At 34.0% G+C, this 13,616-nt stretch carries 15 protein-coding genes; 14 read left to right on the forward strand and 1 reads right to left on the reverse strand.

The features are described 5' to 3' along the window. Nucleotides 1-17: 17 nt before the first annotated feature. From C5F49_RS02685 to C5F49_RS02720, 8 genes are all read left to right on the forward strand, one after another. Nucleotides 18-1,016 carry an ATP-binding cassette domain-containing protein gene (locus tag C5F49_RS02685; RefSeq protein WP_179363205.1) on the forward strand — a complete coding sequence of 333 codons (999 nt, stop codon included), beginning with the start codon at nucleotides 18-20 and terminating at the stop codon, nucleotides 1,014-1,016. Further along, nucleotides 1,013-1,798: an ABC transporter permease gene (locus tag C5F49_RS02690; RefSeq protein WP_179363206.1), complete on the forward strand. Its 786-nt coding sequence runs from the start codon at nucleotides 1,013-1,015 to the stop codon at nucleotides 1,796-1,798. Before C5F49_RS02685 ends, C5F49_RS02690 begins: the two co-directional genes overlap by 4 nt. Nucleotides 1,799-1,890: 92 nt before the next feature. Beyond that, entirely contained in the window at nucleotides 1,891-3,435 is a 1,545-nt protein-coding gene (locus C5F49_RS02695; RefSeq protein ID WP_246275365.1) for a 6-bladed beta-propeller, read from the forward strand. Nucleotides 3,436-3,533: 98 nt separating this feature from the next. Next, complete coding sequence (locus tag C5F49_RS02700) at nucleotides 3,534-5,132, forward strand: hypothetical protein (protein ID WP_179363208.1); 1,599 nt, start codon at nucleotides 3,534-3,536, stop codon at nucleotides 5,130-5,132. A 144-nt stretch (nucleotides 5,133-5,276) separates the two neighbouring features. Continuing rightward, nucleotides 5,277-5,906 carry a DUF47 domain-containing protein gene (locus C5F49_RS02705; RefSeq protein ID WP_179363209.1) on the forward strand — a complete coding sequence of 210 codons (630 nt, stop codon included), beginning with the start codon at nucleotides 5,277-5,279 and terminating at the stop codon, nucleotides 5,904-5,906. Nucleotides 5,907-5,915: 9 nt separating this feature from the next. Next, nucleotides 5,916-6,902, forward strand: coding sequence for an inorganic phosphate transporter (locus C5F49_RS02710; RefSeq protein WP_179363210.1), 987 nt, complete (start codon nucleotides 5,916-5,918; stop codon nucleotides 6,900-6,902). Between the two features lie 53 nt (nucleotides 6,903-6,955). After that, nucleotides 6,956-8,041 (forward strand): sodium-dependent bicarbonate transport family permease, encoded by a 1,086-nt coding sequence (locus C5F49_RS02715; protein ID WP_179363211.1) that lies wholly within the window; start codon nucleotides 6,956-6,958, stop codon nucleotides 8,039-8,041. Continuing rightward, nucleotides 8,038-8,340, forward strand: a complete 303-nt coding sequence (locus C5F49_RS02720; RefSeq protein ID WP_179363212.1) for a DUF3240 family protein — start codon at nucleotides 8,038-8,040, stop codon at nucleotides 8,338-8,340. Before C5F49_RS02715 ends, C5F49_RS02720 begins: the two co-directional genes overlap by 4 nt. On the opposite strand, the gene C5F49_RS02725 is transcribed toward C5F49_RS02720, so the two are convergent. Next, nucleotides 8,337-8,636: an ArsR/SmtB family transcription factor gene (locus tag C5F49_RS02725; protein ID WP_179363213.1), complete on the reverse strand. Its 300-nt coding sequence runs from the start codon at nucleotides 8,634-8,636 to the stop codon at nucleotides 8,337-8,339. The genes C5F49_RS02720 and C5F49_RS02725 overlap by 4 nt on opposite strands. Before the next feature lie 45 nt (nucleotides 8,637-8,681). Here C5F49_RS02725 and C5F49_RS02730 point away from each other — a divergent pair, with 45 nt between their 5' ends. Genes C5F49_RS02730 through C5F49_RS02755 form a run of 6 tightly spaced genes read left to right on the forward strand, consistent with a single transcriptional unit; the run spans nucleotide 8,682 to nucleotide 13,542 of the window. Then, the gene (locus C5F49_RS02730; RefSeq protein ID WP_179363214.1) at nucleotides 8,682-9,089 is read left to right on the forward strand and encodes an arsenate-mycothiol transferase ArsC; all 408 of its coding nucleotides are present in this window, start codon (nucleotides 8,682-8,684) and stop codon (nucleotides 9,087-9,089) included. Continuing rightward, complete coding sequence (locus C5F49_RS02735) at nucleotides 9,089-9,772, forward strand: MIP/aquaporin family protein (RefSeq protein WP_179363215.1); 684 nt, start codon at nucleotides 9,089-9,091, stop codon at nucleotides 9,770-9,772. Before C5F49_RS02730 ends, C5F49_RS02735 begins: the two co-directional genes overlap by 1 nt. A 2-nt stretch (nucleotides 9,773-9,774) precedes the next feature. Next, nucleotides 9,775-11,076 carry a glutamate-1-semialdehyde 2,1-aminomutase gene (gene hemL / locus C5F49_RS02740; RefSeq protein ID WP_246275367.1) on the forward strand — a complete coding sequence of 434 codons (1,302 nt, stop codon included), beginning with the start codon at nucleotides 9,775-9,777 and terminating at the stop codon, nucleotides 11,074-11,076. Further along, nucleotides 11,073-12,008: a hydroxymethylbilane synthase gene (gene hemC / locus C5F49_RS02745; protein WP_179363216.1), complete on the forward strand. Its 936-nt coding sequence runs from the start codon at nucleotides 11,073-11,075 to the stop codon at nucleotides 12,006-12,008. Before hemL ends, hemC begins: the two co-directional genes overlap by 4 nt. Continuing rightward, a complete protein-coding gene (cobA, locus tag C5F49_RS02750) occupies nucleotides 12,005-12,745 on the forward strand; it encodes a uroporphyrinogen-III C-methyltransferase (protein ID WP_179363217.1) in 741 nt (246 codons plus the stop codon). Before hemC ends, cobA begins: the two co-directional genes overlap by 4 nt. After that, on the forward strand, nucleotides 12,745-13,542 hold the full coding sequence (locus tag C5F49_RS02755) for a uroporphyrinogen-III synthase (protein WP_179363218.1): 798 nt from the start codon (nucleotides 12,745-12,747) through the stop codon (nucleotides 13,540-13,542). The genes cobA and C5F49_RS02755 overlap by 1 nt, the downstream gene beginning before the upstream one ends. The last annotated feature ends 74 nt before the right edge of the window (nucleotides 13,543-13,616 follow it).

Genomic DNA, 13,616 nt, shown 5'->3' on the forward strand with positions numbered 1-13,616 from the left:
TAACTGCGATCAATGTGATGTATTCCATAGAGACACAATCTCTTACTAAATCATTTGGCGATACTATTGCAGTTAACGATATTTCATTTTCAGTTAAAAAAGGAGAAATTTTTGGATTCCTTGGTCCAAATGGTGCTGGTAAAAGTACAACCATGATGATTCTAACTACTTTACTCAAACCAACATCTGGAAAAGCAATAATTTCAGGATTTGATGTATCTTCAAACCCCAAAAAAGTTAGAGAACACATTGGCTATGTTCAACAAGAATCAACAGTAGATGAATACCTAACAGGGCGAGAAAATCTTCTATTACAAGCAAAATTAAATCACATCCCAAGAAACGAAATAAACACACGAATTGATGATGTATTGGAATTAATCGAACTTGTTGACAAACAAGATCAAGCCGTTGTGACTTATTCTGGTGGGATGAGAAAAAGATTGGATATTGCAGGGGGATTATTGCATAGACCCAAAGTATTGTTTCTAGATGAGCCTACAGTTGGATTAGATATTCAAACTAGGAGAAAAATTTGGGAATATATCAAGAAAATTCACACAGAATTTGATATGACTATTTTTGTTTCTACTCACTACATGGAGGAGGCTGACCAATTGTGTGATAGAGTTGGAATTATTGATGGCGGTAAAATTCAGGTAATTGATTCTCCAGAAAATATGAAAAATGCAATGGGTAATGAAGTGATTTCTATTGTGATTGACGAAGGCGAAAAGCATGAAACTTTTATCTCAAAAATTAGAGAAATTGAATTTGTAAAGAAAATTAATGAAGATGGTTCAAAGCTTACTCTTTTTGCATCCAATGGCACTGAAGTAATCCCTAAAATTTTCCAAATTTCTTCAGAACTTGAAATTAAAATAAAATCTATCTCTCTAACACAACCAACACTTGATGATGTTTTCATTTCATATACTGGACATGAAATCAAAGGCGATGATGCTGGGTATAACAGAAAACGTGAGCATGCAAAAATGAAGAGGTTGCGTGCATGAATAATTTACTTTATGACACATATACTATTTTTTGGAGGGAGTTAAAGAGATACAAAAAATCTCGCAGTGGTGTTTTAATTCGTTTAATTCAACCTGCAATTTGGATTATAGTAATTGGCAATACATTTTCTGGAACACAACCATTAATTCAGTCAGTTGGATTTGAAGGTGAATATATTGAATTTATGGCACCTGGTGTCATAATTCTCACTGCAATTTTCACAAGTATTTTTGGTGGTGTCAATACTTTGTGGGATAGGCGGTATGGCTTTATGAACAAGGCTTTGTCTTCTCCAATTTCTCGCTCTTCAATCGCATTGGGAAAGATGGCTGCTATTTCTTTGATTGCTGCATTGCAAGCTAGTTTGATTATAGGGATTGCTTTAGCTATTGGTGTCAATTTCCCTAATCCGATAATGATTGCACCCATAATGGCAATAGTTATTTTGTTTTCTTTAGGATTTTCAGGAATATCTGTAATGATTGCAGCTACTGCAAAGTCTCAAGAAACTTTTTGGGGCATGATTAATTTTCTTGGTATGCCACTATTCATGCTCAGTCCTGCGTTATTCCCATTAGAGTTACTTCCTGATTGGCTTGCAGTAATTGCCAAACTAAATCCTGTTACTTACACTGTTTTGCTTGTTAGAGAATTGATGACAGGAGTTTCTGAAGGTGGAATTCCTATAATTTTGAGCCTAGGAGTTTTAATTGCATTTGTTCTTGTAATGGTGGGACTTGCAAGCTATGTCTTTACGCGTGAAGTGAATAAACCATTTTAACAAAAAATTGACAATAATTACAACATAAGCTAACTCTGGTTATGTTTCTCATATTTTGTCATGATTGATTGTTGAAATTATTACTTTCCTTGTTGATTCTTTTTACAGTTTTAGTAACTAGCTCATTTACGCAAACATCTTTTGCATCTGGAGATTATGATTTATTACACAAGTGGGGAAATTATGGACCTACAGACCCTAACAATTTTGCTTTTCCTCAATTCATTGCAATAGGTGAAGATGGTAGTATCTATGTTAGTGACTTTGGTAACAAACGAATTCAAAAATTTTCTAGCAGTGGAGAATATGTAACTCATTGGGGAAATAGCGGAAAACAATTAGGGGATTTTTACAATCCTACTGGAATTGTTGTAAGTGATGATTCAGTTTTTGTAGTGGACCGTGATCTAAATAGAATTCAAAAGTTTTCTTTGGATGGTGAATTCATTTCATCATGGGGCAAAAAAGGAACTGCTGAAGGACAATTCTTCTATCCTAATGGAATAACACTTAGCAATGGACTTTTGTATGTAGTTGATACGGGAAATCAAAGAATCCAAGTATTTTCCACTGATGGGAAATTCATTTCATCATTTGGTTCTAGTGGTTTAGGTCCTGGACAATTCCTTAATGTTTCTGGAATTGATGCAGATGAATTTGGAAATATTTTTGTTACAGATAAAGGAAATGGAAAAATTGAGAAATTTAGTGCTGAAGGAGAATTCTTACAATCATTTCAATTTTACTTTCCTAGCTATGTCTTTGCTCCTGAAGCAATAGCCATTGATCCTAATGGAGATATGTTCGTTGTAAATTCTCACACTGCCAAAATTTTACATTTATCTCAAAATTCTGATTTACGATTAATTCAATCTGAACAAAAAGGTCCATACCTTGATTCCTTTAAACAAATCACTGACATGGCAATTGGGATTAATGGAGAATTACTAGTTGTAGATTCTCCAACGCATTCAATAAAATCCTATGAAACGCCATTTTTTGTACCTCCAACTGAATCCTACTATGTTGCTCCTGCTGAAGTCAGACCTCCATCAAGAGATCAAATTAAACCCGTAATTACTGCTCCAGAATCAATCACAATTGAGGCTGAAGATATGCTCACTGATGTATTTGTTGGAAATGCAGTTGCAACTGATGAAAGTGGAATTAAAATTATCATTAACAATGCCCCTGATGCATTCAAACCAGGTATCACCAATCTAATTTGGATTGCCTTTGATAACGCTGGACATAGTTCCACTGACAATCAGAGAATTACTGTCAATACATGTGGAAACAATCATTCTGATTATAATCTGATAGAGGGAACTTCTGGAGATGATGTCATTTCAGGGACTGATGGCAATGATCTAATATTTGGATTAGGAGGAAATGATCTAATCTCCGGAGGTTTAGGAGATGATTGCATCTTTGGAGGTGCTGGAGATGATATTATTTCTGGTGATGAAGGTGATGATGTAATTCGAGGAAATTCTGGAAATGATATTTTAAAGGGTCAATCCGGCAGTGACTTGATTTATGCAAATTCAGGCTCAGATGTAATTGACGGTGGTTCTGACTTTGATAGATGTTACTTTGATTCTAGCAAGGATTTATTGATAAATTGTGAAAATTAGAGATTTACTAAATAGAATAATTGTATCTATCTAGAACTATGTTCTACAAATAGAAAACCATCTTACAGCTTATAGGGTCAATATCTTGTTTTAATTTAATGACTTTTAAAAATACAAAAAATATTGCAATTTTTAGCATTGTCGCACTTGTTTCATTTGGATTTACTAATGCATATGCAGAAGAAAATCAAGGATACAAAATGATAGGTGATGTGCAACCTGTTCTAACATTTACATTCAGAGATGGAGTTGAAACATATGAATTCCCTGTCTTTGAGATGGGTGAGAGTTTTTCAGATAATTCTGGAATTTCATTCTCAGTAGAAGGAACTGTTACTGATTCACCATTATTACATAAAGCAATGGATGAGGCATACAAGTACAGATTTTCTAATGCAGCATTTGATCATCAATTGAAATATTTTGATGTTGATGTTAACTTTGTAAAAGATGATAAATCCATTATTACTCTTGATTATAGCACTTGTAGAATAGATAATTATCAAGTTGAGACACTTGATTCAAATGAATATGAGAGTTATTTCAAAGAAATTGGATTTGCAATCGTAGATAAAATTGATTTTGTATGTAGTGGTCTAAATTTAGATAAAACTTCCAAAATTCCTAGAAATTATTCTTTAACTGATTACGGTGATTCTGGATTTACATTTGCTAATAATATGAGCACTTCAGTGACCTTTAGTTTTGAGAATGGAGCAGAAAAAATTCATTTCCCTGTGTTTAATCTAATTTCAGGTTATGGAGAATCTTCTGAAAATGTTAATGCAGAATTTGCAGTAGAAGGTGTTTTAGATTATTATCCATTGTTATTTGATGCAATTGATAGATCAAATCAAGTATCTGGAATGTCTACTGCATCTAACATTGATTTTGATGCATTGGTGGAGTTTTCTAATACTGAATCAACTTTAAGAGGATTTGATTTTACATCTTGTCGTGTATCTGATGCTCAAATTAGAACACAGACTGACAAAGAAGAAGGATTTACTGGAAAAAGTGGTTTTGTACTAGTACTACAGTCTACCTTTACTTGTTCTGGAGTTAAAGGAATCAACATGCATTATGATGCTCTGAGAGGTGATGCTCCAACATGGAAGGTAACACAAATCACAAATGAGTATGTAGAACCAATTCAAAATACAGATGGTGGTCTCGATGTCATTTCTACTTTTACATTTGCAGATGGTATTGAGACAATAGAATTTTCAATGTTCAAGCAAAGCGAAGTTCTATCAATCACTGAGGACACTAATACTGAAACAGTAACTGACAAGGCAACTTATCCTACAATAGAATTTAGGGGAATTGTTGGCGATTACCCAATACTGTATAATCATGTAGATGACAAAATCAAAGTTCAAGGAATGGCAGGAACAAGTCTTGTAGATCTTGTTGATATTGATGTTGATATTATGTCTGATGGAAAAGTGATTCGTGGCTTTAATTATATGAATTGTAGGGCAATTGATTACACTGTTGAAACAGATCCTAATTCTGAAGAGAGTTATGTCAAAAATAAATTTGCTCTAGAGAATATTTTTGATTTTGAATGTCAAGGATATCATCCAAACAATCCAGCATACGATGCAATGTATAAAGTAGAAAAAGCAAATACTCAAAGTTCGAAAGATCTTAGAAACACCCAAGATTGGCGTTCTGATTTCACATCAGAATAGATCTTTTTTCTTTTTTCTTATTTTTTTTAAATAAATTATTTAGATATCCGATCAAAACAAAATATGCTCTTTGATCGTGTCACTATATAGAACAATAGACATTATGTTCACTAGGCTTATCTTACCAAACACATTCCATGAGTTATGGGACAATGGTTATCTTGGATTAAATCCAATGAAAAAGAACTCTTAAAGATTTTAGATGATTTGGCAAAAAAAGCAGTTGAAACATCTGAAGCAGTAGTGGTATTATTTGACGATCTTACTAATCTTGAACAAGCAAAAAAGATTCATCAACTTGAAACTGAGGCAGATGTACTAACACGTGATATTTTCTCTGAACTAAACAAGACCTTCATAACTCCTCTAGATCGTGAGGATATGCAGAGAATTGCATCAAAAATTGATGATGTGATTGATTTTATGGATGGGATTGCAGCAAGAATTTACAGCTACAAAATTACAACTCCTCCGCCATATACTGTTGAGATTGCAAATGAGCTACTCAAAGCCACAAAAGAAGTAGAGTATATGGTTTCAAAATTACAACGTATCAAAAATCCAAAAGATATGATTCAGCATTGCAGAAATACTAGTGATATTGAGCACACAGTTGATGACTTGTATAGAGATGCCATCAAAGAACTCTTTGAGAGCACTGATGCAATCAAAATCATTAAACTAAAAGATATCTACGAAACAATGGAAACTGCATCTGATAGATGTGTTGATGTTGCAGACGTCATCGAGGATATCGTTTTAAAATACACATGAGTTGATTAGATGTTAGAGATAGCAATAGGCGCAATCATAGTTGCATTAATCTTTGATTTTGTAAATGGTTTTAATGATTCGGCAAATTCTGTTGCTACAGTTATTGGAACCCGTGTTCTAAAACCAATTCATGCTGTTGGTTTATCTGCAGCAATGAATTTCATTGGACCTTTTGTTTTCGGTGTTGCTGTTGCAACTACTATTGCAAAAGGAATTGTCAGTCCTGATGACATTACAGTCTACATGATTGTTGGAGGATTGGCAGGAGCAATTGGATGGAGTACTCTTTGTACTTATTTTGGATTACCTATTTCTAACAGTCATTCTCTGGTTGGAGGAATTATGGGTGCAGGTATAATGGGATTAGGATTTGAAAAATTAGTTTATGGTGGATTGACCAAAGTCTTTGCAGGAATTATCATTGCTCCAATTGGAGGAATAATTTTTGGTCTTTTGTTAACTACCTTGATAATTACCGTATTTGCAAGTTGGAAACCTGGACCTGTGAATAAAACATTTGGTAAATTACAAATAATTTCTTCAGCATGGTTTGCTTTAACTCACGGAGCAAACGATGGACAAAAAACAATGGGTATTATCGTTTTAATTTTATTCTCAGCTGGAATGATTCCTGAACTTGAGATGCCCTTATGGGTAGTTTTTGCTGCAGCAACTGCTATGGGCTTGGGTACTTTCTTTGGAGGCTACAAAGTCATCAAAACACTTGGTGTGAAAATCACCAAACTTAGACCATACCAAGGATTTGCAGCAGAAACTGGAGGTGGACTGATGCTTGCAGTATTTGCAATTTTTGGTATTCCTGCTAGTACTACTCATGCAATTACTGGAACTATCATGGGTTCAGGTGCTGCCCGAAGAAAACGTGCAGTAAGGTGGAAAGTTAGCAGACAAATTGTATTTTCTTGGATTATCACTATTCCAGGTGCAGCAGCTATGGGAATTGGGTTTACTTTTCTAATTCATCTATTTGTTTAATTTTCAATAATGCCTTGATTTTTATTTCAGCAAAAATTTTTTGAAATATTCAAATGGAAATTTTACAATTAATTCAATCAAATCTACTTACTCCGATAATTCTATTCTTTTTGTTTGGAATTATTGCAGCTAGAATAAAATCTGATTTAAAAATTCCAGAAGCTATCTCTGAATTTTTACCAATCTATCTTCTTGCGGCAATTGGACTTCACGGTGGAATAGAGATGAGAAACACTGGATTTGAAAACATGTTGATTCCAATGTTAGTTGCAATAGGTTTGTCATTGTTGTTTACATTAAATCATTATCAAATTTTAAGAAGGTTGGGTAAGTTCAATATTTTTGATTCATATGCATTAGCATCTACATACGGTGCAGTAGGAGCAGTCACTTTTTCAGTTGGGTTGTCATTTTTAAAGAATCAAGGAGTTACATCTGAAGGATATCTTGCAGCAGTCTTGGCAGTTTTAGAACCTGTTGCATTCATTATGGCGATATTTTTGACAAACATGGCAGTTTCAAAACAAATTCGTCAGAAAAAAGAATCTGTCTCTAAAGAAGATACATCTGATCTTGATATGGGCATTCAAGAAACAAAAACAAAACTTTCTCAGGTACTGCACGACTCCATTACTGGCAAAGCAATTGTAATTCTCTTAGGAAGTATAGTTATTGGTTATATTATTGGAGAAGATGGGTTTAGTCCAATTAAAATTGTCTTTGATGAAATGTTCACTGGTGCAATTGTAATTTTTATGATTGAGATGGGAATCATTGCAGGTCAAAGATTAGAGGATATTAAAAAAGTTGGAATTTTCCTTACTGCATTTGCAATAATCATGCCAACATTCAATGGAATAATTGGTGTTTTAGTTGCAACTGCCATGGGATTGAGCCTAGGTGGAGCAGTAATGTTTGGTTTACTATTGGCTAGTGCTTCATTTATTGCAGCACCGGCTGTACTGCGCCATTCAATTCCGCAGGCAAAACCCAGTTTGTACATTACATCTGCATTAGGAATTACATTCCCTTACAATATCATAATCTTACTTCCTGTCATGTTTGCAATCTCAACATTCCTTCACAGTGGAGACGGAACGATAGACTTATTCCATTATATCACAAAGGGTTGGATATGAAATTATACACAGTAAAATTACTTACAATCACTTGTGAGATTCTTGCTCAAAAGAACATTATTGATATTTTAGGCAAATATGATATCACTGGATATACAACATATGAGGTTGATGGAAATGGTGCACGTGGAATTCGTGGACAAGGATTAAAAACTGAAAAAAATGTTAAAGTTGAAGTAATTATGCGTGAAGAAAAATTACAAGACGTTGTTGAAGAGATTTCAAGAACACTATTTGCAAACTTTGCAATTGTACTCTATGTTAGTGATGTTGGCGTAGTACGAACTGAAAAGTTTTAGCAGCACTTGTCATCAGAACACAAAATTGGAATTTTTTTGCTTGCTTTTGTAACGTTTGAAATTAATTCTGATAACTGATTGCTTGAAATTGCATACATTGCTTTTTTACCTTCGTCCCTTGATTTGACTATTCCGCATTTTTTTAATGTCTTTAGATGGTGTGAAACTAGTGGTTGATCTTTTTCTAATTTCTCTACAAAATCATTTACGCATAATTCTTTGTCTTTTTGCAATAGTTCTAAGATTTCAAAACGTGTCTCATCGCAAATACATTTTAAAAGACTAACTCCATTCATATCAATTTAAATTTATATAAACTAATATTTATGTGATAGTGAAGAATGCCTGAAAATATTCTGTTTGTGTGCGTAGAAAATGCCGGTAGGAGCCAGATGGCTGAGGCTTTTTTTAGAAAATTTGCCTCAAATCAATTCAACGTTTCTAGTGCTGGAACAACACCGTCATCCCAACTTCATCCAATTGTAGTTCAGGTAATGAATGAAATTGGTATTGACATGACAAATCAACAACCCAAACTATTATCTGATTCCATGATTGAGAATTCTTTCAAAACTGTTAACATGGGATGTATGGATAAAGAGTCATGTCCATCGTTGTTTGTTAAAGATGTAATTGATTGGGATATCTCTGATCCTAAAGAGAAATCACTTGATGATGTGAGAAAAATTCGTGATAAAATAAAATCTGAAGTAATTCATCTTATTGAAACCCTTAAGGAACATGATTAATGGCATATTCTAATTTACAGATTTTTACAGTAGAATTAATTGGAACATTTATTCTTGTAGTTTTTGCAACTGGCTCGATAGTTTATGATGCTAAGTTTTTTGATGGCCAATTAGGAATTCCATTTGCAGCTGTAGCCCCATTCATTGCACTTTTGATAGGTGTGTATTCTTTTGGAAAAATCTCTCTTGCTCATTTTAATCCTGCAGTGACTATTGGTTATTACATTACAGGACATATATCAAAAATTCAAGTCGTTTATTATTTAGTAGCAGAAATAATTGGTGCAATACTGGGGTCTCTATTTGTTTTATTGATAATTGGAGATGATGCAAATCTAGGAGCAAATGCCCCGAATCTTGATTTTTCAATATTTGTAATTTTTCCTGTTGAAGTTTTAGCATCTGCAATGCTTATGGGTGTCATTTTTTATGTTGTGTATACAAAAGGACTAAGAGGATTTAGCGGTGTTGCTATTGGCGGAATCGTTGGATTGGATATTTTGTTTTTGGCTTTCATCTCTGGGGCATCTATGAATCCTGCCAGAGCATTGGCACCTGCGTTATTATCTGGAACGTTTGAAAATCTATGGCTATATTGGAGTGCTCCATATGTTGGGACTATGATTGCAGCATTTCTATTCAGAAAGAAATTCCAAGCACAAAGAGCCACAAATTACGAATAATAATGACTAAAAATATCAATTGTGTGGTGTCTGAATCTAAAAAATTATTCAATATTGCTAAAAAAGTAATCCCTTCTGGTGTTAACAGCCCAGTAAGGTATTTTGAGCCATATCCGTTTTTCACAAAAAAAGCAAATGGGGCATACATTTGGGATGTTGATGACAAGCGTTACATTGATTTCTGCAATGGTTATGGTGCATTACTCTTAGGACATAGACGTAAAGAAATTCTCAAATCTGTTTCCAATCAATTGACAAAAGGTACTCTTTACTGTACTCCTACTGAGTCTGAAATTGAACTCTCAAAACTAATCATTGGAAATTTCCCCTCTATTGACAAAGTAAGATTGATGAATACTGGCGGTGAGGCTACGATGACTGCAATTAGATTGGCACGTGGTTTTACAAAAAAGAAAAAAATAATAAAATTTGAAGGATGCTATCATGGTGCACATGATTCTGTTTTAGTGAAAGCAGGGTCAGGCTCTGCACATAACGGAATATCTGTTTCTGATGGTGGACTAGATGAGGTTTCAAAAAATACTTTGGTTGTAGAGTATAACAATATTGAAGATTTACAAAAAACTATTCAAAAACATAAAGACATTGCAGGAGTTATTGTAGAGCCAATACTTGCTAACATGGGTTTAATTTTACCTGAAAAGAATTTCCTTTCTGATTTAAGAAAAGTTACTAAAGAAAATAACATCCCATTAATTTTTGATGAGGTAGTTACTGGTTTTAGAGTTGCACCTGGTGGGGCACAAGAATATTTTGGAATTAAACCTGACATTACTACGATGGCTAAAGCACTAAGTAATGGATTTACAATTTCAGCAGTAGGTGGTAAAAAAGAAATCATGGATTTACTTTCTCCTGGCGGTAAAGTTTACCAAGCAAGTACATTTGCAGGAAACCCCATTTCTGTTAGTGCTGCAATTAGTTCAATTAAAACAATAAACAAAATAAAAAATAAACTCTATTCAAAACTTGAACGATTCAATCTTTTGTTTTCTACTGCACTAGATGATATGGCTACTGATCTGAAAATACCTCATCAAATCAACTTTACAGCCTCGATGTTTCAGATTTTCTTTACTAACAAGCCTGTTGTAGATTATCAAACATCGAAGAATGCAAATGCAAAGAAATTCCAAAAAATGTTCCAGACTTTATTAAAAAATGGCATTTTCATTGCACCATCTCAGTTTGAAGTAGTTTTTCTCTCTGATGCGCACACACAAACTGATCTGAACAAGACACTTGATGCATATAATTTGGCATTAAAATCGGTGAAAAATTGAAGTACATTGTAGGAGCTAGAGGAAGTCAGTTATCTGTTGCACAAACCAACTGGGTAATTTCTGAATTAAAAAAAGTTAATCCTGATTGTGAATATGAAATCAAACCAATCACTACAAAGGGTGATACTGATACAAGACCGTTATTTACAATAGATCAAAAGGGAATTTTTGAAAAAGAAGTTGATAGGGCTGTTGCTCTAAAGGAAGTAGATTTTGCAGTACATAGTTTGAAGGATGTTCCATCTGAACTAGATGAAAATCTAACACTTGCATCAATTCCTAAACGTGAGGTAGTCAATGATGTGTTTATTTCATCTGACGGTTCAACATTGGAAAACATCAAAGAAGGTTCAGTAATTGGAACTAGTTCATTAAGACGTGCAGTTCAGGTTTCAAGAAAAAGATCTGATGTAATAGTAAAACCAATACGTGGGAACATTGAGACTAGAATAAAAAAAGTCTCTGGAGGAAACTATGATGCTATAGTTCTTGCACAAGCTGGAATATCCAGAATTGGTGCGGATGTAAAATATTCTCCATTATCTATTGAAGATTTTTCCCCTTCTCCGGGTCAGGGTGCAATTGCAATAGTTGCAAGGGCTGATGATGCTCAAACGATTTTAATGCTTAAAAAAATTGAAGATCCTGATTCTCGTTTAGAGATTGAGGCTGAGCGTTCCCTTTCTGACTATGTTGATTCTGGATGTAGATTTCCATTAGGGGCATATGCAAAATCAAATGGCTCTGAGATGACTCTGTCTGTATCTGCATTTTCAGTAGATGGGAAACAATCACTTTTTGTAAACAAAACTGGAAAGAAGGATGATCCTGCATCTCTTGGAAAAAGTGCTGGAATGGAACTGCGTGAGAAGGGAGTAAATGATCTTGCATTAAATTGGAGAGAGAAAGTGGAGGAATGGAATAAGTCATGACTGGAAAAGTGTATCTTGTTGGTGCAGGACCTGGAGATAGTAAATTAATCACATTACGTGCAGTTGAATTACTTGAAAAAGCAGATGTTGTTTTGTATGATAGACTAGTTAGTAAAAAAATAATTTCAATGATTCCAAAAAAAGCCGAAAAAGTTTATGTCGGTCGTGCAGTAGGGGATGACACAACACATCAAAACACAACTAATGATTTAATGGTACAATATGCAAAATCTAAAAAAAATGTAGTTAGACTAAAGGGCGGTGACCCAATTATTTTTGGACGCGGTGGTGAAGAGGCAGAATTTCTTAAAGAAAATAAAATAAAATATGAAATTGTTCCAGGGATTACTTCTGGAATTGGTTCAGCAACATATGCTGGCATTCCGTTAACTCATAGAAAATATGCTTCATCAGTAGTATTTGTTACTGGACATGAAGATCCAGAAAAGAAAAAAGAGATTGTCAAATGGAAGAATCTTGCAAAATCAGTTGATACGATTGTAATTATGATGGGTTTGTCTAGAATTGATGTTATTTGTAAACAACTAATTGCTGGGGGGATGGATAAAAAAACACCTGTAGCTGTAATTCAAAATGGCACTACTCCTCAACAAAAAATGATCAAAGGAACAGTTACAAACATTGCAAAAAAAGTTAAAGAAAATAAAATTACTCCTCCAACAAATATCATCATTGGGTATGTAGTTGATTTATCCGATACTATAGGGTGGAAATAATGCTTGATGGAAAAACAATTGCTATAACTCGCTCAAAAGATGATGCATCAGAATTTATCTCTCTTGCTGAGCAAAACAAAGCGATTCCAATTCCCTTGCCTACAATCGAGCTTGTCAGTAAGGGTGAAAAAATTGTTGATGACTTTTTGAATCTAGTTGAAACTGAAAATCCTGATTATTCTGTATTTTTAAGCTCAAAGGCAGTGAAGATTTTATTTGACACTGCAAAAAATATTGGAAATTTTGAGAAATTACAATTAGCAGTTGCAAATACTTCGGTAATGTCTGTGGGTCCTAAAACTACTGAATCGTTGAAATCATATGGTATCAAAGTAAATCACGAACCCCAAAACTATTCTTCAGTTGGAGTTGGCGAGGAATTTTCTCAAATTCATGCTGTTGGTAAAAAAGTAATTATTCCTCGCAGTGGTGCATCAAATTCTTTTCTTAAAGAATTACTAAACAAGATTGGAATTGATGTTGTAGAGATTCATCTGTATGATGTATGTGCATTTAGAGATACTACTCAATGGAATGGTTTTAGAGAATTATTTTCTCAAAACAAAGTTGACGGTGTTATCTTTACTAGTGCATCATCTGTTCGTGGGTTCTTTGAGATTATGCTCAAAGATTATGAAAAATCTGATCTAATTGATCGACTCTCAAAATTAGCTCTGGTATGTATTGGTCCCTTCACTTCTGAGGAATTAAAGAAATTTGATGTTTCTTATGTTGTATCTGAAACGCATACAGTAGCAGGTGCATTTGACGCAATGAAAAGTACTTTGACTGCCTAGTATGAAATTTAGCTGAAGCTATTTAGCTGTGCCTATTTTTCCTCATGTATTTATAATATAACGGGGTTATGTTG

Origin of the sequence: Nitrosopumilus oxyclinae (genome assembly GCF_013407165.1) — an archaeon.
Taxonomy (GTDB): domain Archaea; phylum Thermoproteota; class Nitrososphaeria; order Nitrososphaerales; family Nitrosopumilaceae; genus Nitrosopumilus; species Nitrosopumilus oxyclinae.